Genomic DNA, 21,260 nt, shown 5'->3' on the forward strand with positions numbered 1-21,260 from the left:
CGACACGGGAATGCGCCGTTGGCCCAATGAAGTGAAGGGGCGGCTTGTCGCGGAGACCTATCTTCCCGGGGTGACAGTGAACGAGGTCGCCCGGCGTGTCGGCATGAAGCCCAACCATCTCTCGGCATGGCGGCGTTTGGCGCGGGAGGGCAAACTTGTGGTGCCGGATCTTCCGGGAGCGGAGTTTGTACCGGCCGTTCTGGAACCGACTCCGGCGCCCGTTCAAGAGGATGCGAAGCCGCTGGCCGCGGTGGAGATCATTTACGGCGGAACCATAATCCGGCTGGAAGCTTCCGTGAGCCCGGACAGGATTGCTGGGATCGTACACGCTCTTGGGCGTGGATCATGATTTTCCCCTCGAACCGGGTGCGTATCCTGGTGGCGACAAAGCCAGTCGACTTCAGAAAAGGACATGATGGGTTGAGCGCCCTGGTCCAGTCCGTTTTGCGCAAGGACCCGTTCACCGGCACGGTTTTTGTGTTCCGGTCCAGGCGAGCCGACCGCTTGAAGCTCCTGTATTTTGACGGCACCGGCCTGGTGATGGCTTACAAGCGGCTGGAAGATACGACCTTCACCTGGCCCGCCGTTCGGGATGGTATGATGTCGCTGAACCATGCTCAGTTCGAGGCACTGTTCTCGGGCCTGGACTGGCGCAAGGTGAAGGCATTGGAGGCTCGTTCTCCGGCTGCGGCAGAATGAATCAGGTACCGGAAATGGCGGGCATCCGGAGCGGTCCCGGGCTATTCTCGGCCCATGCCTTCCACTGTCGCCATCGATCTTTCCGCGATCCCCGCTGACCAGCGTGATGCTGTCGCCGCGCTCCTGCGCGAAAGGGATGCGCTCAAGGAGATCAACAAGCGCCTGGAACATCTGGTCGCGGAATTGAACCACGCGGTTCACGGCAAAAGGTCGGAGAAGCTCAGCGAAGATGAACGGCAATTGGCTTTCGAAGACCTCGAGACTGCCATCGCCGAGGTTGAGGAAAGCCAGGACGAGCGGCACCCTTCCGAGGGCAAAACCCGCCGTCCGGCCCGTCGCAACCGGGGCAACCTGCCGAAGGACCTACCGCGCATCGAGCGTGTGATCGAACCCGACAACCTGCAATGTCCCTGCGGTTGCGGAGTGATGCACAAGATCGGCGAGGATCGCACGGAGCGGCTGGACATCGTGCCCGCACAGCTGCGCGTGATCGTCACCGTCCGCCCCAAATACGCCTGCCGCGCCTGTACCGACGGCGTCACGCAGATGCCGGCACCGGCGCATCTCATCGAAGGCGGTCTGCCGACGGAAGGCGCCATTGCGCATGTTCTGGTTGCCAAGTACGCGGACCATTTGCCCTTGCATCGTCAGAGCCAGATCCTTGCCCGGTCGGGCATCGATATCCATCGCAGCACGCTGGCCGACTGGGTCGGCACTGCCGCGTTCCACCTCGCCCCCGTGGTCGAGCGGCTGGCCGAGCATCTGAAGGTGTCGACCAAGCTGTTCATGGACGAGACCACGGCGCCGGTGCTGGATCCGGGCCGCGGCAAGACGAAAACCGGGTATCTATGGGCCTTGGCCCGAGACGACCGCGCCTGGGGCGGGGACGATCCACCCGGCGTGGTCTTCTTCTATGCGCCTAACCGCCGCGGAGAGAACGCGGAGAAAATCCTTCGTGGCTTCGACGGGGTCCTGCAACTTGACGGCTACCAGGGCTACAACTGCCTGACGCGCTCGTCCCGCAAGGGCGGCGATCCGATCCGCGTGACCCATTGCTGGGCCCACGCACGGCGGAAACTGAAGGAGGTCTTCGACCGCGACGGCTCCGAAATCGCCGCCGAGGGCCTGCGCCGGATCGCTGAGTTCTACAGGGTCGAGGCCGATATCCGCGGCACGGCGCCAGGGCAGCGGCACTCGGCCCGGCAGGCCCGCACCGCGCCTCTGGTCGACGCCTTCGGACTATGGCTGCAAGAGCAACGCCTCCGGGTCTCCGCCAAGTCCCGCCTTGGCGAGAAGCTTGCCTACATCCATCGTCACTGGGATGGTTTGCAGACCTTCCTCCACGACGGCCGTGTCGAGATTGATAGCAACAGTGTTGAGAATTTGATCCGGCCAATTGCATTAAACAGGAAAAATGCATTGTTCGCCGGCCATGACGAGGGCGGCCGCACCTGGGGCCGCATCGCATCGCTTATTGAGACCGCGAAAATCAACAACGTCGAGCCCTTCGCCTATCTCAAGGCCACCCTCGAAGCCATTGCTGGCGGCCATCCAAAAAGCCGGATCGACGAACTTCTGCCATGGAACTTCACGCCGTCAAACTGAAACCACGTGGGCCGCAGACGTCGCTTACGGTTTTCAAAAATTTAAGCTCATTAAATCCCAATGACGTTTGCTTAACTGTTGCGATATAATATTACTAATCATGCCCATACGTCTTTCCATCACCATGATGGTGGTCAGGTAAATCTTCGCCAGTTACAAGTATTTCTGCAGGCACTTGCAAACTAGTTTTGTCTTCAAATTCCAAGGTAAGAGAAATCTCAGATATTCCTTCGAAACCTACATTTTCCCTCTTTAGTTCTAGGTAAATTCCAGAAGGCCTCATCATAAGCTCCGCGTGCGCAGGTATAGTTAGTGGGTATTCAACAAATACAGGATCGACATCAGAATAATTTACAGAATAAACTGAAGCAACGCCAAGTTCTTCGGAATATATTTCTGAAATATTTACTGCTTGGTTAGTTCCATTCCAAATAGTAACATATCCAAATAATGTGTCCATATTTGACACCGACCTAACTACATTTGCATGCTCAACCACTAACTTATTTTCTGGGAATGTATGCTCCATTTGAGCAAAACTTTGCTGAAGACTGCCGCACCAAACAGAGATAATAGCGGCTGCCTTTACCATATCCTTCTTCATTGAAAGCGTTCACCTGAAGGCGTTTGCCAAATGGAATCTCAACAACCAAATTTGGTTTTGCTGTTCCACTTGAGTAGTCGGTTTAACAGATAGTGTGTGATAGGTTTGGACTCAACGGTATGATGACTTCCTGAGCCACATCTAGTTGTCTAGTATCTCGTTGGCAAACGCAGTTCTTCGATAATCAATTTACGCGATTGTGACTTATTGGCGCAACAGGAGGCTCGCTGCAATGAGAATTCCCCTCTAGGTGATTGATCCGAGAGTTTGATGGCGCAGTGTTGTCTCCCGAATGGAAGGAGGATCTATGCGACATGTACTAAACCGAAGCGCCACAACGACAGAGGCGGTCCGTCGAGCAATACGAAATACTCAACAGAGCCTAAGGACGCTTTCGAAGCGTTACAGGATCAATCAGAAACTGCAATCGTCGTTCATTTGTCGCTGTTCTGCTAAACGAATATGGGAACAACTGATCTGTAGAAATTGAGACTTGATCTGACATCTCGGTTTTCGAGCTGAGGGTTACCGGCTTTGATGGTTGTGACCAAACAATCATCTCAAGCCCAAAAGGTAACCCTCATGTATGAGAGTAACGAACGGATCATCAAACACAAAGTCGGTCTTCTAAACCTGGCCGAAGAGCTTGGCAATGTGAGCCAGGCCTGCAAGGTGATGGGGCTCTCCCGTGACACCTTCTACCGTTACAAGTCAGCTGTTGAGGATGGCGGTGTTGAAGCGCTTCTGGACAAGAGCCGGCGCAAGCCCAACCAGAAGAACCGCGTGGATGAGCAAGTCGAAGCCGCCGTCCTGGACTATGCCCTTGAGCAGCCAGCTCATGGACAGGTTCGTGTTTCAAACGAGCTGCGCAAGCGTGGTGTCTTTGTCTCCCCATCCGGCGTTCGCTCTATCTGGCTCCGGAACAACTTGGCCAACTTCAAGCAGCGCCTGAAGGCCCTGGAAATCCATGTGGCCGAAACAGGCACGATCCTGACAGACAGCCAGGTCGCCGCTCTTGAGAAGAAGGCCCATGACGACGAGGCCTGCGGAGAGATCGAAACGGCCCATCCCGGCTATCTGGGCTCTCAGGACACGTTCTATGTCGGCACCATGAAGGGCGTCGGCCGGATCTATCAGCAAACCTTCGTCGATACCTATTCCAAGGTCGCTTGCGCCAAGCTCTACACAACCAAGACACCGATCACGGCTGCGGACCTGCTCAATGATCGTGTTCTGCCATTGTTTGAGGAGCATGAGTTACCCTTGCTGCGTATCCTGACCGACAGAGGCACCGAATATTGCGGCAAGGCAGAGAGCCACGATTACCAGCTCTATCTGGCAATCAACGATATCGACCACACAAAGACCAAGGCAAAATCACCGCAGACGAACGGTATCTGCGAACGCTTCCACAAGACGGTCTTACAGGAATTCTATCAAGTCGCATTCCGAAAGACCGTCTTCGAAACCATCGATGACTTGCAAAAGGAGCTGGATCTATGGATTGATCACTACAATCGCGAACGCACGCATCAGGGCAAAATGTGCTGTGGCAGAACGCCCATGGAAACCCTGGCCGATGGAAAGAAGGTTTGGCTCGACAAGAAAATAGACCAAACCTGATCTGACATACACAGCCTCAAAGGCGGTAACCGTCAGATCAAATCGAAACTTCTACAACTGATCTGAGTTCACTCTCTGTCCAGCAATATGGTTCGACATAACTGTGCGCATCAACTTAACGATCATCTTGGCTAACGACAACACAGGTATTCATTCCCTGTTGAAATCCCCAATTTCAGACAGATCGACACCAATTTCCGCCTTGTTCGGATCCTGTGCCCACAGCTGTTGCCGGAGTTCACTTTTTGGGTCTGATCCCGCAATATCGTTTTCCGTTCCCGTCGCACCTATTTTTGAGCCTGTCGGGCTCGGAGCTGCCAGGTCAACGCTTTCGCCTGGATCTTCCGCCGCGAACACATATTCCCCGTCAAAATACCCGGTCTGGTACGTCTCGATGGCATCTTCAAACGCCTCCGGTACCGGCGTGCCGTACCACTTCGTCACGACCTTGTAGACGCGGGCAAACAACGCTGTCCCAATCTTGATGTTGTTGCAGGTGTCGAACACGTCCGCGGAGACCTGAGACTTGTCCGCAATGCCAATGCCAACCGGATATTGCGTGATCCCGACACGGACGACGGCTTTGCCGAGGTGATCCTGAACCAGCTTCATGGCCTCTTGCGTGGAATTCGTCTTCGGCACCAGATATGTCTTCGATCCCGCCCGAACCGTCACATTCAACGCGTCCTCCGAGCCGGCTGCTGCGATGAACTCTTCAACGATGGCAGGGGTCAGGGAGGGATCGGCACATTGTTCTATCAAGGCAGCATCTATCATGGGTTCACTCGTTGAATGCGATCACCAGTGGCACATCGAACAGCTTTGCCCATGCCGTGACGCTGGCGCGTTGAATGTCGGTAATGTTGCTTTCACCCGTCCACCAGCCGTTGCCGATCGCAACGATTGCGTCTGAGCCCATGGCCATGGATTGCAGAACGGGCCAAACGAGGAGCTGTTCGTAGCAGATCAGAGGCGCGGCACGGGTGCCTGCAACCTGTGTGACGGGATTATCGAAGAAGTAGGCGTTGGCGCCGTCTCCATCGCCCGTGAGCCGCCGCCAGGGCTGCCACATCGAGACCGGAACCGGAATGCGCTCGCGATAGAAGATCCGCGATCCGCTTCCCGAAATCTCCACCATGACTGTGTCGTAGCCAGTCCTTTGAACAACAGCGGCTCCTCCGATCACAGTCACCGGCAGTTCGGACAAAGCGTCCGTCCAAAGCTTTTCCGTCGTCGGCGTCCATAGTCCAAGAGCGCTTTCGGGAAGGACGGCGACTTTCGCCCCCTGCCCGGCCGCCCTTCGAACCATGAGAATGGTTTCCCGCTGCTGCTCATAACCGGCAAGCTGTCCAGCCCCTTCGTAACCGAAAGTGGTGTTGATGCCGGTCCAACCCTCGATTACCTTTGGCTCTGTCCAGAATGCGGCGGACCAGGCAGCACAACCGGCCACCACCGGAACCGCGATCCGCCAAAGGTTTGTGGTCATCATGAGCAACAGGATCGCGGTCGCTGCCAGCCCAAACCAGCTCCACCCCGGAAAGAGCACTCCGGCCGCTGTGATCGGACTGGCCCAACCCACGATCCCGAAGGGTGGCAGGCTCATCAGAACACTTGCGATCAGGTAGCGCAGCATTCGTGGCCATCCGGATCTGCGCGTCCAAAGTACCGAATGAACGGCGACAAAGACGAGCGATGCCGCGAACCACAGCCCCAGGCCGATTGCATATTGGGAGCCGAAGAAGATGCTGGCGCCCTGCGGCAAGCCCCGTGACGCTCCAAGGAAATGCGCGGCGGCCACCAGTGCCGACACGGATCGCGACGGGGCGTAAGCCCAGAAAGCCGGAAACAGCATTCCGGCCGGCAACAGGAGCACGTTCCCGGACCAGCCGATTGTGGCGGTCGCCATGCCTCCCAGAATACAAAACAGACTGCGCGCAAACTTAAGGCTGGAAGGTGAACACTTCTCGCGCCAGGCCGAGAACGCCACCCGCCGGAATGGGTCCAAAATATCTTGAGTCAAAGGAAGCCACATAGTCGGAATGAACAAAGAGCGCGCCGACAGGAACGACGCCCTCGGTAAAGGCGGTCAAGGCGCGCCCCTGCCCGTCCGCCTCTTGAATGGAAGAATGCGCCAGGCGAGCACCATCGATGGCCACCTGGTCGCCCTCGATGGCGATGGTTTGCCCGGGCAGGGCGACGACAGTTTTGATAAGCGGTGCTATCCCGCCTTCACAGAGACCCGCGGGAAGATAGAGGCGTTCCCGAGCCAGTTTGATCGCCGGCGCATCTGCGGGCGGACAGATGAACAGGGTGTCGCCCACGTTAACTTCGCGGGAGAGCGCCTCGATCCGCCAAAGTCCGAGCGGAAAGCTCGGTGTTGTGTTGATCCGGTATCCGCCGAAGGTTCCGGCCGCGGCAATGCCGCCAACTACCATTCCGGCAAACGACAGGATCAGCAGAGCCCCTCGCCTGTCCTTCCGCCTCACCTCGTTTATCACCGGGTCATGCCCTGATCTTTGGAAACATTCTGTTTCAGGGCTTGTGCCTGAGCTTGCTCGTGAGAAAGCCTTTTGGCGTTGATTTTCTGGATGGCATTGAACTTCGGCCATGCCTCCGCAAACCTGGCCCGGTTTTCATCGGCAACCCGGGCAGCCGCCTTCTCAAAGGCAGGTCCTTCGGGTTTCATTCCTGCCACGAATGCGCGCTCTCCGAACCGCCGGTCCAACTTTGCGGCAACTTCACCGAGTTCCGCTTCAACCATTTTGTCCGCCAGAAGGAAAGACAGGCCGCTACTTAGATCGTTCCGGTCGATGGCATCACGGATCCGCGACAAGACCGTCTCGGCCGCGGGTGACAGCGCTGGAATATCGACACGCGACAGATCGCGTTCGCGCTCCAGTTCCACGGTACTTGAAGTTACGATCTCGGCCCTCAGACGGATATAGGTTTTCACATCATCGCTGAGCTGCGGAACGTTGGTCAGCGCCTGCTCGCGGATTTCGCGGGTAGTCTTGCCCGCCAGCATGCCCGCCTTGCCGCGCAGCGCACCGAACTGCTCGGGCGCATTGGCCAGCGCTTCCGCGAGCCTGTCGCGAGCCGTGGTTTGCGCTTCGCCACTCAACGTCACGATGTCCTCGATCCGCATCGCCTTGACGGCCTCTTCCGGCCGCTCGAATACAAGCCGGGCGCGGTTCTGGACTTCGATCCAATGAGTTGTCAACGTGGCATCCGACTGCAACTTGGCCTCCACAGTGTCAGAGATGGACATGGCCCACATCGTCACACCCGCGATCCAGGGTTGTGTTGTGGCAGGATGTTCGCGCGATTGTATTTGGACGGTATTCGTCTCCCCTGCAAGACTTCGCTCAAAACCGTTCAAGCCAATCCCCAGCTTTTCACCGAGGGACAATAGCCGCTCACCGAGCTCCGAGAGTTTGGCCTTCTGCTCGGCAAACCAGCGGCGCTGGTTCTGGACCATGGCCTTGGCAACCCGAAGCCCATAGAGCCCCCGGCTATTGGCGTAGCTGAGTGCCTGGGCATAGAGTTCCGAGCCGGCATAATCGAGCGTCGTATCTTTCGCGCCCTTCCTGGAAAGCACTTCTATCAATCCGCCATTCTTCGCGAAGGACAACGCGCCGTGATAGAGCTTCACGTCCTCCCGGTGCCTGGTCATCGCCACATAGGTCAGATGCCGGTCGAGGGAGAGCGTTGCCAGCACCTTCACCTTGTCGACGGTGGCGCCTTGCGATTTGTGGATCGTTGTCGCGTAGCCATGATCGACATTGCGATAGGTCTTCTGACTGACCTCTACACGCCGGGTCTGGTTCGAACCGATATCCCCAATCTCAGCGAGGATGCGCCCCTCGCCTGCTTCGACCACGCGGCCGATCATCCCGTTCTTGACGTTCAGCTCCCGGTCGTTCTTCAGGAAGACAATCTGGTCGCCGGCGGCAAAGAACCGCTCACCCTCCTCCGTGCGGAACCTTCTGCCAGTCTCGATCACGCCGCGGTCAATCAGCACTTGCCGCGCCATCCGGTTGAGCCGGTGCACATCTTCCCGCAAATGCGCCAGCATCAGCATCGACTTCGACGGATCGTAGTCGCGCGACCAGTCGTCGATCAGCTTCCCAAAAACCTGATCCTTGAGCGGCATGCTGACGACATGACCGTTTGCCCGATAGGCATGGATCGCGTTCGCGACATTGCCGCGTGCTAGATCCATCGACGCATCGCGCATCCATTGTTCACGTTGCCGGTAGATCGTGCCGAGTTCCGCGTATCCGGTTCGATCGGTCAACGACCGGAAGGCAGCGCCCGCTTCAATCGGCTGCAGCTGTTCCGCGTCTCCGATCAGAACGAGTTTGGCTCCCGCCTTCGCGATCGTTTCGACAAAGACGCTCATCTGTCGGCTATCGACCATGCCGGCTTCATCGATCACGAACACGGACCTTTTGTCAGGGAGCCGCTCGCCACGTCCCCAGGACAATTGCCAGGATGCCAAAGTGCGCGATGCGATCCCGGCTTCCTTCTCCAGTCCCTCGGCAGCCTTGCCTGCAAGCGCGGCACCAAAAACCTGATAGCCGTTTGCCTCCCATACCTGACGCGCGGCTTTCATCATCGTGGTCTTGCCCGCCCCAGCCCGGCCGACGACCGACGCCATGCGCTCGTCACCCGTGATGCGCTCGATCGCAACACGCTGCTCATCGGAAAGTTTTTTGACACTGACAAGCACACCATCACGCAAACGCGCATCCACGCCATGCGAGGAAACGGACACAAGATGATCCGCCCGCCGCGCCATCTCTGCCTCAAGCCGCATCATCTCCCGGCTGGTAAACTTCGCCGGTTCCATTTCGCCGGTTTCCGGATCAACCGCTTCGACCGCAAGCTTCACAAGGTTTGGAGAATTCAGAACGCGTGCAAGCAGGTCATGGAATTTAGCCTCATCGTCCACGTAGCGGTGAAGGTATTTGGCAATGTCTCGTTCATCGAAAACGCTCTTCTCGCGCGTGATTGCGTCAATGACGATTTCCGGCCGGCGCGTGATCCGCCTGACATTCTCAAGCCGGCTTTCCGCATGCCATGACGAGCGTTCCAGACCGGCATCACGCCCTTGCGCTTTTGCCTGGCTAACAATGTTACGCGCCTGCACACCGATCTTCGATGTCGGCAGCAGTTCGATCCCCTGGGCCTCAAAACTGCGATGATCAATCCGCGCATCGTGCCCGGCTTGTTCCAGGCTCTTGTTCGCATGAACGGCCCAAAGCTCACGCCACTGTTTCAGCGTTTCCTTGTCGCCCGCCCAGGCTCGATATTGGATCTTTCCATTCTTCTGGCTGCCTTTCCGAACCGGCTCGCCATTCTCGTCGAGAAGCGTTTCCCACTTCGACCCGAAGCCCTTCTCGGTGAGCGGCGCCATCGTCAACATGACATGGACATGAGGATTGTTTTCCTTGTCGTGATAGACCCAGTCCGCGATCATGCCCCGCGATGTGAAGGCTTGCCCAACATAGCCCTGCACCAGGGCAACGTTCTCCGGGCGGCTGAGTTCAGACGGCAGCGCCAAGACAATCTCACGGGCAAGCTGTGCGTTGACGCGCGTCTCATGCGCCTCAACCGCATTCCAGAGCGCTTCACTGGCACCCGCTACACTCCGACCGTCGATCAGCGTCCGGAACCATTCCGGCGTCTGATCAGGCAGCGCCAGTTCTTCATGCACCAGATCGCCGTCCTTGTGCGCATAGTCGAATGTCATGTGATCGGAGTCGTTCGACACCGTCATTTGGGCGCGATGCCGGTAAGCGGCCGCCGCAACACTCGACCGGCCCGCGCTCCTGGAAATCACCTGGACATGGAAATGGTAGATGGCCATCGAGGGCAGGGATTCCGGATGTGAAGAGGCTGGCGGGGACGATCGAAGAGGACAGCGGAGAGACAAAGCGCCAGAACGGCGAAGGCGGGGATTGCAGCCCATTGGTTGCAATTCAACTCTCATACCATCACGGGATTGCAGATGCAATCCTATAAGTGCGCTCTTGCACTCAACGATTGAAAATCGTTTCCGCTTGAGAGCTATCGCCGTTTGCGGCGATAGGACGCTGGAAGCGCCGCCCTGGCTTCAGAAAAACTCCGTTCTCTGCCGGTCTGCCGTGCGGGTGATGTGGCAAGTCCGCCACCGCCCAGATCCGATTTACCACAGGCTTCGGCTTTCTCTTCAGCGCTTTATGGGGAGCGCGTTCAAGCCTTCGCCTGCTCCGTCCGGTTTTCTTCAAAACCGGACTGCGGCCCTCACGGGCTGGAAAACCGGATCTTCAGGGAGCGCTTCAGCTTGCCGCGAGGCCGCTCCGCTTTTTTCGAAGCGGACTCCTTCTTGGTTGTATCCACGACAAGTTTTGCAACCAAGCTCGACTTGAGGAATATGACACGCTATGAGCGAGCCCTCTCCCTTTAAACAACCCATTTAAAATCAAGGAAAATCTGATGGCTCCGCGCACTTCCAAAACCGCATCCGAGCAGATCGACGACATCGAAGCTCAGATTGCCAAGCTCCAGCAGAAGAAAAGGCAGGTGCTCAAAAAGCAGTCCGAGCGCGTCGCCAAGCTCGTCATGGAGAGCGGCCTCGCCGAACTCGACATTGATGAGTCTGAACTCGCCAAAGCCTTGAACGACCTCGCCGCCCGATTTCAAAAGCCGGCCGCTTCACAAGCTCACGCTGCAGCTCCGCAGAATTGAAGGGCAATTCAGAAGTCTAGAAAACCGGATAAGGCGAACACGATTGCTGGACCGCAAGAAAGACGCACGCGAAAAAATCCAGCTCGGCGGTCTCATCGTCAAAGCCGGGCTTCGCGAGACAGACAAGGCCATCCTTCTCGGCATTCTCATGGATGCATCGAAGCGCCTTGGCGACATGAATGAGCGCGACAGATGGCGCGCGATCGGAAAGGCTGCATTCAAGAATGACACTCAAAAGGGCGCTGCTGTTCCTGATCCCGATAGCCTTGATGCTGATAGCGCAATGGGGCCTCACCGGAATTGAAACCAGGCTGGCTTCTTTCGCCACGACGCAGAAAGCCTATCTGTTGCTCGGCCGGACCGGGCTTACCCTTCCCTTTCTTGTCTCTGCCGGGCTGGGCCTCATCGTTCTCTTCTCAGCGCGCGGCAGTCTCGACATCAAATGGGCTGGCTTCGGTGTGCTGACCGGCGGCCTGATGGTTTTTGCTATTGCTGCGCTACGGGAGGCGCTACGGCTCAATGCTTTCGCGGCGCAAGTACAGCCTGGGTCGGTTCTGCAGTACGCCGATCTCTATTCGATCGGTGGTGCGGTCGGAGCGCTCTTTGTCGGTCTGTTCGGTTTGAAAGTAGGCTTGAAGGGCAACAGTGCCTTCGGCGACAACCGGCCGAAACGGGTTTCCGGCCGCAGAAGCATCCACGGCGAAAGCGATTGGATGGACGGTAAGACCGCCGCGAAGATGTTTGCAGAGAACGGAGGTATCGTCATCGGAGAACGCTATCGCGTCGATCAGGACAGCGTATCGGAAATCAATTTCGATCCGCGCCACAACAACACCTGGGGCAAGGGCGGCAAGGCGCCCCTCGTCGCTTTCGACCAGGGCTTTGGATCCACACATGGCATCGTCTTCGCCGGCTCTGGAGGATACAAAACGACATCCGTGGTCATTCCCACCTGCCTCCAATATCCGGGTTCAATGATTGTTCTTGATCCGTCGACCGAAATTGCACCGATGGTGGCAGGCAGCCGCAACGCGATGGGCCAGAAGGTCATATGTCTCGATCCGAAAAACCGACAAGTCGGGTTCAATGTCCTCGACTGGATCGGTCAATTCGGCTCCTCGATGGAAGAGGACATGGCAACGGTTGCGGCCTGGCTCATGTCGGAGAAGCCGAGCATCGCCTCCGGAGCGGACGACTTCTTCCGCACCAATGCGGAACAGCTGATCACCAGCGTGATCGCCCATGTCGTCTTTTCCGACCTGGAGAATACCTCCGGCAAACGGTCGCTGCGCACGGTGCGCAGCATTCTCACCAAACCGGAAGAGAACCTGAAGGAGTTCCTGGCGGACATTCACGATACGGCGCCGAACGAGTTCGTGAAAGAACTCGTCGGCCCCTTCATCAACATGACGCCGCAAACCTTCTCCGGCGTCTATGCGACCGCCGCCAAGGAAACCCACTGGCTCTCCTATGAGACCTATGCCGCGCTCGTCTCCGGCAATACCTTCAAAACCGACATCATCGCCAACGGCCGGACAACAATCTTCCTCAACATCGATCTTTCCACCCTGGAAAATCATCCCGGCATGGCCCGGGTGATCATCGGTGCGTTTCTCAAAGCCGTTTACAACCGCGACGGAGACATCAACGGCCGGGTCTTGTTTCTTCTCGATGAGGCCGCGCGGCTCGGCTACATGCGCATCATCGAAACAGCTCGTGATGCCGGCCGCAAATATGGGATCTCGCTTCTGATGCTGTTCCAGTCGCTCGGCCAGATGCGGGAGGCCTTCGGCGGCCGCGACGCCACATCCAAGTGGTTTGAATCCGCTTCCTGGGTCTCCTTCGCCGCGGTCAACGATCCGGACACCGCGCGGTATATTTCTGAGCGCTGTGGCATGACGACAATCGAGGTCGAACAGGTCAGCCGCTCCTCACGCGGCGGGCAAGTTTCGCGAAACCGCTCCCGGCAGCTCTCTCAGCGTCCTCTCATTCAGCCGCATGAAGTTCTGCAGATGCGGTCCGATGAGCAGATTGTTTTCACCAGCGGGAATGAGCCGCTGCGGTGTGGCCGGGCGATGTTCTTTCGAAGGAAGGAGATGACTGAAAAAGTGACGGCGTCGCGGTTCGGAACAGAGCGACGGTAAGGATGCGGGAACCCTCCTGGTCCACGCCAATTGCTATGTCGGTAGATTCCGGCTCACGTCCTGCCTCTGGTGCAATATGCGGATGACCTCCAACCGGTCAACGTGATCACGGAAATAGACCATGTGCACTCCCGTAGCATACTTCAGATACCCGGCACGCACATCTACCGGCCTGCCTCGCCGGTCACCGGAAGCCAGACCAAAGCAGGCGTCCCTTATCTCGTCAAGGTAGCGATCTGCTTGATCCAGACCCCAAATCTCAACGCTGTGATCCCAAATGTGCTCAAGGTCCATTTTTGCTGCGGGAGAGAAGACAAGAACCTTCATCGGCTCTCATACTCTGCACGTTTGCGTGCCTTGAATTCATCGAAATCAAAAGGCTGGGGTTCGCCCGAGCGTTCCCCGGCAATCAACGCATCCTGCAGCGCCTTTACCTTCGCCTCATGTTCCTCCAGTAGCCGCAACCCCGCCCGCACGACGTCGCTGGCGGAGCCGTAGCGGCCTGTCTGCACCTGATCGCTGATAAACCCGGTGAAATGATCCCCAAGCGTTACGGACGTGTTCCGGGCCATTGGTGCTCTCCTATTTCTGAGGCATTCTTTAGTACCAATATGTATTACACGAAAGGCAAACAGACAAGAACGAGCTTGGAGTTGACACCGGCAATTAGTCGCTCGAATGCGGACGTCCGTGAGAACCGTTTTCACCGGGAATGACAATTCTAAAACCGAGGAGGCAATCTGCCGGTCGTCAAACAAGCCTTGGTCCGGTCGATCCGGGCCAAGGCTTTCCATCGCGAAGACGAGAAACGGCCGCCTTATAAGGGCGGCACGCTTTCGATTGTTTTGTCCTGATCCGACGCAATGACCGCAAGCTCTGCTCTCAGCATCTCCAGCTCTGCCGTTATCTGGCAGCGCTCGCCGGCATCGACAGCGTTGCGAAGCTCTGCGCGAAGTTCTTCAATCTGGATTTCAAGGTGCATCGTCATCTCCTCTTGATTGTCTTTGAAAGATGACGCCCGAAGGTGTGGCGGTGAGGCTGGGTCAGGGATCGCGCAAGCGACCGCCGGCGGCGGCGCGCGGGGGTGCCGATTTTCTGGCGTAGCCGGAAAATTGGGGGGACCGTGCGTCCTTGGGGCAGACTTGCCGCCGCACTACACTCGGGCGATCTGAGCAGACCAGGCCTCACCCGGTTTCGGCTAGAAAAGAAGGCTGCCGCGTTCGAAGCGCGACAGCCTTGTCAGCATTCGAAAAGGGAAACACGCATGAATGGTATGAATCGATTGAGGGTCATCGATTCATATAACTCATTGGACGGAGCCAGCATCGTCAGAGAGACTCTTCCCATGCCCTCACAAAAGCTCGCGCCCATCCATCTTCGCCGCATCGACCCGGCCCGGAACATGCGGCGGTTCTATTGTCTCACCGTGCAGCCCACGCTGTTTGGCGGCGCTTCGCTCATTCGCGATTGGGGGCGTATCGGAACCCGGGGACAGACGATGATGGAGACATTTGACTGCCCGGCCGATGCCACCAATGCCCTGGTGCGGATAGAGCGGACCAAGAAGCGGCGGGGATATCGGGAGACAATCGCCGGCGCCGAATAACGTCTGCACCGATCAGGTGACAGATGCGCTGTGCTCGGGTAATGGCGATCGAGGGCCCGCTTGTGGCGAGGCCCTCGTGCTGGTCGCTTAGTCGCGGTTGCCGTTCGGGCGGGACCAGATGAGCTGCAGGCCTTCCTGACCTTCCACCTCGATGAGGGTGGCGTAGATCGGAGCGGGGAAGCTCGGGTCGTCCAGCTTGACCGAGATGTAGTCGCGCTCGGTGTCTTTCGCCTGCTTCTGCCATCCGGCTCCGAGTTCGACCGAACCGGAGTAGATGCGGAACTGCGGGCCGTTTTCGGAAGGGTTTTCGACGCGCTCGAGGCGGGCCTTGACGTTGAGGGCCAGCGTCTTGATCTGACCGGTGAAGCCGTTCTTCGTGGTGGTGAATGTGCCGATGTTTGCCATTGTCTTCATTCCTTCGATGTTTCGGGCCACGACCATCGCGGCCTCGATGGCTGTCGAAGAGACCGGGAACGATCGGCGCGCATTCCAGCGGAACCGAAATGAAATGGAGGACGGCGGAAAGACACTTTCTTGGCTACCCGCGAGGAATTCGAACGCCAGTTCGAAGGGGAAGAAAGTATCTAGCCGCCGTTGCGTCAAGCCGAGCGAGGCGAAGCCGGGTCCCGGTCAGACATGCCTCAATCGAGACCGCTTTGGGCGGCGCGTATGTGACATTTTAAGGAAATGAAGACCTGCAAACGTCGTATCCGATCCACCGATCCACGGCGGCGCACGAGACGAGAATGAGCGTGCGTTATTGGCGTTGATGCCAGTCCGGGGAATTGTCGATCTTTAAGCTCCGAACAGACCGGCAATCCCTGCTTTGTCCGCGTACGTCCAGCGGCAGGTCGGGGTGGCAAAAGCTGGCGACGGAAAGGGGAACCGGTGCATATTGCATCAATGCTTCTGACACGGGCTCTCGCTTTTCCTGTGCCGTTTCAGTCGAATGGTGGTGCAGTGATCTCCTGCTGCCCTGGACCAAGTCGAGGACACTGGCCCGACTGCGCTGTGCCGCCATCATCATGGAAAGCGTCGTCGATTGTACGCCGGCACCTGGCGAAAGTACGCGCAGGTGCATGACGGAGGGCTGATTGCCCTCCGCGGTGGCATCAGTTAGGGAAAGTATCAGGCCGCCTGCCGGTCTTCGCTGACCTGTGTGGGCTGAAGAGCGTGCAGATAGGTCACCGCGCGCTGTGCATGGGCCGCCGCCTGAAAAATCGCCCGCTTGTCACCCTTGAGGACATTGAGCCAGGACTGAAGGTAGCTGGCGTGATCCGGCCGGGGCTCGAGCTCCGGCGCGATGCCGAGATCGGCGCAGAGAAAACAGCTTCCGAGTTCGGCCACGAGCTCTTCGCGTGCACGTTCGGTGCGGTCCTTGTGGTAACGTGACAGGTCGCGTCCGACCCTGCTTTCTGGTGCAGTCCAGTGGACATGCTCGTGGCTGAGGACAGCGACGTAGGATGCAGCGTCCCGAAACGTCTCGAAGGGCGGCATCTGGATGTGATCGCTTGCCGGCGCGTAGAAGGCTTTCGATCCGCCGTGGCGGATGATCGCACCGGTGTTGGCGAAGAACCGGTCCGCGTACTCGATCCGTTCGACCGGATCGATGACCTTGTCGGGCCGGTGGTAATAGTGGTCCGGAAGCCCGTCGATCTGGTCGCAGTTGAAGACCGTGTACGTCTTCAGAAACGGGATATCGCGTTCGACCTCATCGCCGCGGGAATCCGTTTCGGTCTTGGTGAAGCGGCTGGCATAGACGACGGTTGCGCCGGTCTCGCCCTTACGGACCTGCGCGCCGATCTGGCTGGCCTGCCGGTAAGTCATCCAGAGCGGTGCTTCAAAGCCGCGGGCCAGGCTCTCCGACCAGAGCAGCAGAACGTTGATGCCCGTGTATGGCTCGCCTGTGTGTCTGAGCGGCCGTGTGATCCGGCCATTGAGCCTTCCCGCGCTCCAGGGTTTTATCCAGGGGCGGGCTCCCTTCTCAAGATCTGCAACGATTTTGTCCGTGATCCGCCCGTAGATGTCGACGCGCGGACTTTTCTCTTTCCTTTTCATTTCCAAACCTCCTGAATTCAGGACCACGCCGATCGCGGTCCGTCACGGGGTCCGAAATGGCGGAGCTGAAGGCAGGAGCTGCACCCGAGCAGGGGTCCCATTGCGCATAGCGCGGCGGGGTGGTGAAGGGCCGGAACGCAGAGGAGGACGGCAACGCCGTTGCAGCTGCTGCCGGCTCCGCCCGGACTTTCCCGGGACGGGCCGCGGTCGGTGCTGCCGCGCAGCGGAAAAAGCGGCGCCAGGCGCCGCCATCAAGAATAAGTTGGGTCGTCAGTGGACGGAGTAGCCACCGCTGTAGGGGTCGTACTCGAAGACCACTTCGACATCGGCGTCTTCGATCTCGTCTGCCGGTAGGACGCCGTATTCACCGCCGGATTTAAAGAGGACGATCGGAGTCATGAGGGTGCGGGCGAGGTTCCAGGCGTGCTTCTGGGCGAGGGAAAGATCGTGCTGCATTTGAGGGCTCCATCGTTGGAGCGGGCCAATTCCCGCTCTTGATGGCTCCGTCAGTGTGCGGCTTAGCGGACGCGATCACCGCGCAGGCCAAAGCCAAGCGGCCGCAGCTCGCTAGCGGACCCTTTACGGGTTGATCGTGGAAGTCCGCGCCGTACCAGGAATGCCATTCATAGAAAGAGCGGGATTGGATTGCCTCTGTGAAATGAGCCCGTTGCTGCACGCATCCTGGCAAAGACTGAAGTGGACAATCAGCCATCCTCTCCAACCGCAGCGAAAAGTGAGAGGCCTTGAAGAACGGTGGTCTTGCCGCCCGGGAGCGCTCGAAGCGAAGTCAGGTTCGCTTCACGGCCTTGATGGCAGAAGCTTGGGCTGCTTGCTTGATGGTCGTGGCAATCTCTCGGAGGAACGCCGCGCTGACCGAGCCTATCGGCTCGGTGGAAACAAAGTCATAGTCCTTATCCATCTCGACTCGATTGAACTCGTCGAGAATGACCCAGCACGGAGATGCAAGGCCTATGCGCCGGCACTCGATTTCAGGAACGTTTAGCGCGAGTTGGCCGTCCAAAGGCTGCTTTGAGGTAAAAGGAAAGAGAAACACGACGTCCGGATTGCCGGGCGTCTTGATGACGACACATACAGGGCGAGGTTTCCGGCCGGATTCCTCGCCCCTTTCCGCTTCGCGATGCCACAGATAGTGGAATTCGGCAACGTCACCCTGCTTAAACATCGTCCCTGGCATCGTCTTTGACAGGTTCAAGAATGGCGCCTAGTCCCGACATCAGTTCCTCATGGACATCGTCCGGCATATCAAGCAGGGAATAGGACTTCGTCGGGCTCGGCTCACCGCGCATGCGGTGATAGTCACGGGCGGAAAGAACAAAAAGCTTCTCCTTGCCGTGCTTGGTGAGCACGACCGGCTCGATCATCGCCGCTTCGAGGATTTCGCCCGAGGATCGGTTCATGTCAGAGAAAGTGTACTGTTTCATCGCAAAGCTCCATCGCTTTACGTAAAATACGTATTTTACGTTTTTTTGTCAATTTGAACCCGTGATTCAGACAGGAAAGTAGGCGGAGCAGAAGCTCCGCCCTGGCGCCTCAGCCAAAAGCCGCCATCTGCAATTCAGCCGCCTTCCGATCGACTGACTGGCCGGGATTCTCGACCTGGCGCTGGAAAGGTTTCCAGGCTTCGCCAACGACCTTTTCATAGGCCGCCACGACGCCCTCGGCCGCGCAGCGGAGCGCATGGGCCTGCTGGCCCATATCGGCGGCGAACTCACGTTTGCGTTGAGCGGCGCCGTCGAAACCGACGGGACCGTCAAGGTCTTCATCACGCGTGTCATTGGCGCCCCTCGCCGTGGCATCGCGTGCCTCGGTCACAGCCTTGGAATAGAACTGGCCGGCACCGTGGGCGGAGCCGACATAGGATCCGACAATTCGCTGGAGGTGGATTTGCATGGCCCGGTTGCCGAGGCCTTCATTGAGGGAGTCGGCTGTATCGATGATCATCTGATGGTGAAGCTCGCGGATGCCGTCGCTGTCGATGACAGGAAGACCGAAGCTTTCGGAGATGAGGGAAGCTTGGGCACTGTCGGGACAGGTGTGCCGGACCATTTCGAGGGTCGCAGCCTTGCGAAGCTGGACGACCTTGCCGGATTGACGGGAGGGAATGGCGTTGCTGGTCATGTGAGTTTGTTTCCTTCGACGTTGGACCGAAGGCTCGAGCCGGCCCCTGCCGGCCCTCCCTTCGGGCGCGGGCAAAAGAGACCGGCGGAAAAACGGAGGCATCAAGGTCCGCGCGTACCCTGGACGAGCGATCCTGTCCTGCGGGTCAGCAGGGCTTCTCGAGCCCTCGCGCAGCCCGCGGGACAGGTTTGACGAGGATGGGGCGTGCGGCCGCACCGCGGCGCGTCAGCGGCCTTGAAGGCTCCGGCCGCCGGTTTACGACCGCGACCAGAACCGAAGGGAGGCGGGCAGGGCTGGCATCCCACTGGCGTCCATCAGAAAGGAAATGACCGCGCCCCCCGCACACGCCCCTTCCTTCACAATGTGGGTTGCATATCAGCTTTTGCACCCGATCCCTCAATGGTGATCTTCACCCTGACGGCTGCGATCGCCCTCTCCTGCCGCGAGAGTTTTCGGATAAGCGCATCGATTTCACCGCGGCGTTCGAAGCTGAGCTGGTCCAAATAATCCCGGAACAGGGTTTCGTCAGACCGTGTCCAGCGCGAACTACCGCCCGGACGCGATCTTGCCTTGGCTCTGGTGCTGATCGTCATGCGTTCGGCCCGGGCCGCGATCTGGCGTTCGATCAGATCCAGATGCGCCTTTGTCTGGCGGCGGGCGGTTTCCATTCGGTGGAGAAGAAGCAAACGGTTCATTGCGAACTCGGCCTCCACCCAATGAAGCTTGAAGGACCGTCGTATGCATCATGCCGGGCGGGATCGACGACGAAACCGAAACGGCCGATCTTGTATTCCGCAGCTGGCACAAGGAACCGGCGTTGTTCGGCATCTTGACCTCGCATGCCGCCGAGGGTTGCGATGACCTCCACAAAACCGTCTTGCTGCTCCGACCTGATGGCGGAGATGACGATCCAGTCGTCTGCGTGCCGGGCGTGAAACGTGCGCCGATCCTTCTCATGGGACTGGCCGGGTTCGAGCACGGTGCAGAAAATCGCTTCCCAGGCATCCGGCCATGCGTCTTTCACGGTCCGCTCGGCACTCCGCCGCTCAAAGCTGGTGAAGAGATGCGGTAAGGTAAGCGCGACGATCGCCCATTCCGCGTCTTCCTCGTACCAGCCGCCAGGCCGACGAAGCCGCCGTTCGACCTTAGCGTTGCGGTCGGAGGAAAGATGGAAACCGCCATGACCGGCAGTCGAATGGCAGACCACTCCCTCGGCATAGACCGTCGCACCCTGCGACGGTCCCCATGGAGTGTCCGCGTTGCAGTGGATTTCCCGTCGCCCAAGGGCCCGCTTTTCGCGGGCGTGCTCGTCCTGTTCGAGCACCTTGGCGCGGAATGCCTCCTCGCCCCCAAGCACACCGCCATGCCCGTAGAAGTCGTTGCGAACGAGTTCGTCAGGCGGCCGGCGCACGCACCAGGCCGTGGCCAGAAAGTAAATATCACCGCGGCCGGGCAACATGGCGAAAGCGGTATCGCCGACCTGTGCAACGGGAAACCCTTCGGCGCTGATGGCGAAACGAACCTCCGGCGCGGCCGCCCTATCGAGTTCCGACTGAGGGAAGCTCATACCGCCCTCCCCTCGCCGCGAGCGGCGGCGATGTTGTCAGTACCCACCTCGTGCAGCACGGCGTTGGGATAGCCATGACGCGACAGCCGTTCGTCGGCCGCATGCCGGTCTTCAGCGACATGAACCAGTTCGCCGGCGTCACCGGGGCGGTCAAGCACGAGGATCGAACCGGCTTCGGGCCGTTCGATGACCGAGAAGTCGAGAGCGCTGTCGACCGAAAACGTTCGAAAGACCCGGAGCACCACAACAGCCTTGCTGCCGAAATCTCCTTCATGAAGCGTGAAGCTGGCCGGGATGGAAGTTTCGCAAACGGTGGCACCGGCCTGTTTCTTAACCAGTCGGCCGGTGTTGTTGCTGCGCTCCCAGGCCTGAAGCTTACGGCGGTGCCGTTCGGGTGGACGGGGTGTGCCGTCGGAGAAGCGGATGATCGCACCAAGTGGAGCATGGTCGAAAATGGACTGAGCGGACATGTCGTCCTCCTCT

General features: G+C 58.6%; 25 protein-coding genes and 1 pseudogene. 9 read left to right on the forward strand and 17 right to left on the reverse strand.

Going from position 1 to position 21,260, the window contains the following annotated elements; genetic code table 11:
• The first annotated feature begins 10 nt into the window (after positions 1 to 10).
• The 3 genes from tnpA to tnpC all read left to right on the forward strand — a co-directional run bounded on the left by tnpA (position 11) and on the right by tnpC (position 2,304).
• Entirely contained in the window at positions 11 to 349 is a 339-nt protein-coding gene (tnpA, locus tag O6760_RS33225; protein ID WP_228931058.1) for an IS66-like element accessory protein TnpA, read from the forward strand.
• Between the two features lie 71 nt (positions 350 to 420).
• Positions 421 to 699: an IS66 family insertion sequence element accessory protein TnpB gene (tnpB, locus tag O6760_RS33230; RefSeq protein ID WP_442969956.1), complete on the forward strand. Its 279-nt coding sequence runs from the start codon at positions 421 to 423 to the stop codon at positions 697 to 699.
• A gap of 54 nt (positions 700 to 753) precedes the next feature.
• A complete protein-coding gene (gene tnpC, locus O6760_RS33235) occupies positions 754 to 2,304 on the forward strand; it encodes an IS66 family transposase (RefSeq protein ID WP_228866875.1) in 1,551 nt (516 codons plus the stop codon).
• 94 nt (positions 2,305 to 2,398) lie between these two features.
• Here tnpC and O6760_RS33240 read toward each other — a convergent pair whose 3' ends face one another.
• Positions 2,399 to 2,908 carry a copper chaperone PCu(A)C gene (locus O6760_RS33240; RefSeq protein ID WP_168693780.1) on the reverse strand — a complete coding sequence of 170 codons (510 nt, stop codon included), beginning with the start codon at positions 2,906 to 2,908 and terminating at the stop codon, positions 2,399 to 2,401.
• A 307-nt stretch (positions 2,909 to 3,215) separates the two neighbouring features.
• Here O6760_RS33240 and O6760_RS33245 point away from each other — a divergent pair.
• Together O6760_RS33245 and O6760_RS33250 are read left to right on the forward strand one after the other, a co-directional pair.
• Positions 3,216 to 3,359: pseudogene (locus O6760_RS33245) on the forward strand (IS481 family transposase); the annotation flags it as partial.
• 131 nt (positions 3,360 to 3,490) lie between these two features.
• Entirely contained in the window at positions 3,491 to 4,531 is a 1,041-nt protein-coding gene (locus O6760_RS33250) for an IS481 family transposase (RefSeq protein ID WP_168693779.1), read from the forward strand.
• A 150-nt stretch (positions 4,532 to 4,681) separates the two neighbouring features.
• Here O6760_RS33250 and O6760_RS33255 read toward each other — a convergent pair whose 3' ends face one another.
• From O6760_RS33255 to traA, 4 genes are read right to left on the reverse strand one after another with little or no spacing between them, the layout of a single operon-like run.
• Positions 4,682 to 5,308, reverse strand: a complete 627-nt coding sequence (locus O6760_RS33255; protein WP_168693778.1) for a conjugal transfer protein TraH — start codon at positions 5,306 to 5,308, stop codon at positions 4,682 to 4,684.
• 4 nt (positions 5,309 to 5,312) lie between these two features.
• Entirely contained in the window at positions 5,313 to 6,551 is a 1,239-nt protein-coding gene (locus tag O6760_RS33260) for a conjugal transfer protein TraB (protein ID WP_416384227.1), read from the reverse strand.
• Positions 6,472 to 6,966, reverse strand: coding sequence for a conjugative transfer signal peptidase TraF (gene traF, locus O6760_RS33265; protein WP_228873492.1), 495 nt, complete (start codon positions 6,964 to 6,966; stop codon positions 6,472 to 6,474). The genes O6760_RS33260 and traF overlap by 80 nt, the downstream gene beginning before the upstream one ends.
• A gap of 59 nt (positions 6,967 to 7,025) precedes the next feature.
• The gene (gene traA, locus O6760_RS33270; protein ID WP_269586479.1) at positions 7,026 to 10,403 is read right to left on the reverse strand and encodes a Ti-type conjugative transfer relaxase TraA; all 3,378 of its coding nucleotides are present in this window, start codon (positions 10,401 to 10,403) and stop codon (positions 7,026 to 7,028) included.
• Between the two features lie 608 nt (positions 10,404 to 11,011).
• On the opposite strand from traA, the gene O6760_RS33275 reads away from it, so the two are divergent.
• From O6760_RS33275 to traG, 3 genes are read left to right on the forward strand one after another with little or no spacing between them, the layout of a single operon-like run.
• Positions 11,012 to 11,263, forward strand: coding sequence for a TraC family protein (locus tag O6760_RS33275; RefSeq protein WP_168693775.1), 252 nt, complete (start codon positions 11,012 to 11,014; stop codon positions 11,261 to 11,263).
• 43 nt (positions 11,264 to 11,306) lie between these two features.
• Positions 11,307 to 11,567, forward strand: coding sequence for a conjugal transfer protein TraD (gene traD, locus O6760_RS33280; RefSeq protein WP_332306235.1), 261 nt, complete (start codon positions 11,307 to 11,309; stop codon positions 11,565 to 11,567).
• Positions 11,488 to 13,407: a Ti-type conjugative transfer system protein TraG gene (gene traG / locus O6760_RS33285; protein WP_269586478.1), complete on the forward strand. Its 1,920-nt coding sequence runs from the start codon at positions 11,488 to 11,490 to the stop codon at positions 13,405 to 13,407. The genes traD and traG overlap by 80 nt, the downstream gene beginning before the upstream one ends.
• A 33-nt stretch (positions 13,408 to 13,440) precedes the next feature.
• Here traG and O6760_RS33290 read toward each other — a convergent pair whose 3' ends face one another.
• The 3 genes from O6760_RS33290 to O6760_RS33300 all read right to left on the reverse strand — a co-directional run bounded on the left by O6760_RS33290 (position 13,441) and on the right by O6760_RS33300 (position 14,389).
• Positions 13,441 to 13,734 carry a type II toxin-antitoxin system RelE/ParE family toxin gene (locus O6760_RS33290; protein ID WP_075282926.1) on the reverse strand — a complete coding sequence of 98 codons (294 nt, stop codon included), beginning with the start codon at positions 13,732 to 13,734 and terminating at the stop codon, positions 13,441 to 13,443.
• A complete protein-coding gene (locus tag O6760_RS33295; protein WP_075282925.1) occupies positions 13,731 to 13,979 on the reverse strand; it encodes a type II toxin-antitoxin system ParD family antitoxin in 249 nt (82 codons plus the stop codon). The genes O6760_RS33290 and O6760_RS33295 overlap by 4 nt, the downstream gene beginning before the upstream one ends.
• Before the next feature lie 245 nt (positions 13,980 to 14,224).
• Positions 14,225 to 14,389, reverse strand: coding sequence for a hypothetical protein (locus O6760_RS33300; protein WP_168693765.1), 165 nt, complete (start codon positions 14,387 to 14,389; stop codon positions 14,225 to 14,227).
• A 363-nt stretch (positions 14,390 to 14,752) separates the two neighbouring features.
• Between O6760_RS33300 and O6760_RS33305 the strand changes: the two genes are divergently transcribed.
• Positions 14,753 to 15,013 (forward strand): WGR domain-containing protein, encoded by a 261-nt coding sequence (locus tag O6760_RS33305; RefSeq protein ID WP_269586477.1) that lies wholly within the window; start codon positions 14,753 to 14,755, stop codon positions 15,011 to 15,013.
• An 87-nt stretch (positions 15,014 to 15,100) separates the two neighbouring features.
• On the opposite strand, the gene O6760_RS33310 is transcribed toward O6760_RS33305, so the two are convergent.
• The 9 genes from O6760_RS33310 to O6760_RS33350 form a co-directional block, all read right to left on the reverse strand.
• Entirely contained in the window at positions 15,101 to 15,418 is a 318-nt protein-coding gene (locus tag O6760_RS33310) for a DUF736 domain-containing protein (RefSeq protein WP_075282947.1), read from the reverse strand.
• 723 nt (positions 15,419 to 16,141) lie between these two features.
• The gene (locus O6760_RS33315) at positions 16,142 to 17,071 is read right to left on the reverse strand and encodes an ArdC family protein (RefSeq protein WP_269586476.1); all 930 of its coding nucleotides are present in this window, start codon (positions 17,069 to 17,071) and stop codon (positions 16,142 to 16,144) included.
• Between the two features lie 270 nt (positions 17,072 to 17,341).
• Complete coding sequence (locus O6760_RS33320) at positions 17,342 to 17,527, reverse strand: hypothetical protein (protein ID WP_269586475.1); 186 nt, start codon at positions 17,525 to 17,527, stop codon at positions 17,342 to 17,344.
• Between the two features lie 331 nt (positions 17,528 to 17,858).
• Entirely contained in the window at positions 17,859 to 18,284 is a 426-nt protein-coding gene (locus O6760_RS33325) for a hypothetical protein (RefSeq protein WP_332306238.1), read from the reverse strand.
• Entirely contained in the window at positions 18,247 to 18,513 is a 267-nt protein-coding gene (locus O6760_RS33330) for a type II toxin-antitoxin system prevent-host-death family antitoxin (protein ID WP_209171699.1), read from the reverse strand. The genes O6760_RS33325 and O6760_RS33330 overlap by 38 nt, the downstream gene beginning before the upstream one ends.
• A 109-nt stretch (positions 18,514 to 18,622) precedes the next feature.
• Positions 18,623 to 19,210: a hypothetical protein gene (locus O6760_RS33335; protein ID WP_209171698.1), complete on the reverse strand. Its 588-nt coding sequence runs from the start codon at positions 19,208 to 19,210 to the stop codon at positions 18,623 to 18,625.
• A gap of 356 nt (positions 19,211 to 19,566) precedes the next feature.
• Positions 19,567 to 19,905 carry a hypothetical protein gene (locus O6760_RS33340; protein ID WP_209171697.1) on the reverse strand — a complete coding sequence of 113 codons (339 nt, stop codon included), beginning with the start codon at positions 19,903 to 19,905 and terminating at the stop codon, positions 19,567 to 19,569.
• Positions 19,902 to 20,777, reverse strand: coding sequence for a DUF7007 domain-containing protein (locus tag O6760_RS33345; protein WP_209171696.1), 876 nt, complete (start codon positions 20,775 to 20,777; stop codon positions 19,902 to 19,904). The genes O6760_RS33340 and O6760_RS33345 overlap by 4 nt, the downstream gene beginning before the upstream one ends.
• The gene (locus O6760_RS33350; protein WP_209171695.1) at positions 20,774 to 21,247 is read right to left on the reverse strand and encodes a hypothetical protein; all 474 of its coding nucleotides are present in this window, start codon (positions 21,245 to 21,247) and stop codon (positions 20,774 to 20,776) included. The genes O6760_RS33345 and O6760_RS33350 overlap by 4 nt, the downstream gene beginning before the upstream one ends.
• Positions 21,248 to 21,260: the final 13 nt, after the last annotated feature.

The sequence above is a fragment of the Roseibium sp. Sym1 genome, from assembly GCF_027359675.1.
GTDB lineage: Bacteria > Pseudomonadota > Alphaproteobacteria > Rhizobiales > Stappiaceae > Roseibium.

Excerpts from the sequence above, each read along its gene's own strand:
- tnpA (WP_228931058.1), top strand. The coding sequence starts at position 11 with ATGCGCCGTTGGCCCAATGAAGTGAAGGGGCGGCTTGTCGCGGAGACC.
- tnpC (WP_228866875.1), top strand. The coding sequence starts at position 754 with ATGCCTTCCACTGTCGCCATCGATCTTTCCGCGATCCCCGCTGACCAG.
- O6760_RS33240 (WP_168693780.1), bottom strand. The coding sequence starts at position 2,908 with ATGAAGAAGGATATGGTAAAGGCAGCCGCTATTATCTCTGTTTGGTGC.
- O6760_RS33250 (WP_168693779.1), top strand. The coding sequence starts at position 3,491 with ATGTATGAGAGTAACGAACGGATCATCAAACACAAAGTCGGTCTTCTA.
- O6760_RS33255 (WP_168693778.1), bottom strand. The coding sequence starts at position 5,308 with ATGATAGATGCTGCCTTGATAGAACAATGTGCCGATCCCTCCCTGACC.
- traF (WP_228873492.1), bottom strand. The coding sequence starts at position 6,966 with ATGGTAGTTGGCGGCATTGCCGCGGCCGGAACCTTCGGCGGATACCGG.
- traA (WP_269586479.1), bottom strand. The coding sequence starts at position 10,403 with ATGGCCATCTACCATTTCCATGTCCAGGTGATTTCCAGGAGCGCGGGC.
- O6760_RS33275 (WP_168693775.1), top strand. The coding sequence starts at position 11,012 with ATGGCTCCGCGCACTTCCAAAACCGCATCCGAGCAGATCGACGACATC.
- traG (WP_269586478.1), top strand. The coding sequence starts at position 11,488 with ATGACACTCAAAAGGGCGCTGCTGTTCCTGATCCCGATAGCCTTGATG.
- O6760_RS33290 (WP_075282926.1), bottom strand. The coding sequence starts at position 13,734 with ATGAAGGTTCTTGTCTTCTCTCCCGCAGCAAAAATGGACCTTGAGCAC.
- O6760_RS33295 (WP_075282925.1), bottom strand. The coding sequence starts at position 13,979 with ATGGCCCGGAACACGTCCGTAACGCTTGGGGATCATTTCACCGGGTTT.
- O6760_RS33300 (WP_168693765.1), bottom strand. The coding sequence starts at position 14,389 with ATGCACCTTGAAATCCAGATTGAAGAACTTCGCGCAGAGCTTCGCAAC.
- O6760_RS33305 (WP_269586477.1), top strand. The coding sequence starts at position 14,753 with ATGCCCTCACAAAAGCTCGCGCCCATCCATCTTCGCCGCATCGACCCG.
- O6760_RS33310 (WP_075282947.1), bottom strand. The coding sequence starts at position 15,418 with ATGGCAAACATCGGCACATTCACCACCACGAAGAACGGCTTCACCGGT.
- O6760_RS33315 (WP_269586476.1), bottom strand. The coding sequence starts at position 17,071 with ATGAAAAGGAAAGAGAAAAGTCCGCGCGTCGACATCTACGGGCGGATC.
- O6760_RS33320 (WP_269586475.1), bottom strand. The coding sequence starts at position 17,527 with ATGCAGCACGATCTTTCCCTCGCCCAGAAGCACGCCTGGAACCTCGCC.
- O6760_RS33330 (WP_209171699.1), bottom strand. The coding sequence starts at position 18,513 with ATGAAACAGTACACTTTCTCTGACATGAACCGATCCTCGGGCGAAATC.
- O6760_RS33335 (WP_209171698.1), bottom strand. The coding sequence starts at position 19,210 with ATGACCAGCAACGCCATTCCCTCCCGTCAATCCGGCAAGGTCGTCCAG.
- O6760_RS33340 (WP_209171697.1), bottom strand. The coding sequence starts at position 19,905 with ATGAACCGTTTGCTTCTTCTCCACCGAATGGAAACCGCCCGCCGCCAG.
- O6760_RS33345 (WP_209171696.1), bottom strand. The coding sequence starts at position 20,777 with ATGAGCTTCCCTCAGTCGGAACTCGATAGGGCGGCCGCGCCGGAGGTT.
- O6760_RS33350 (WP_209171695.1), bottom strand. The coding sequence starts at position 21,247 with ATGTCCGCTCAGTCCATTTTCGACCATGCTCCACTTGGTGCGATCATC.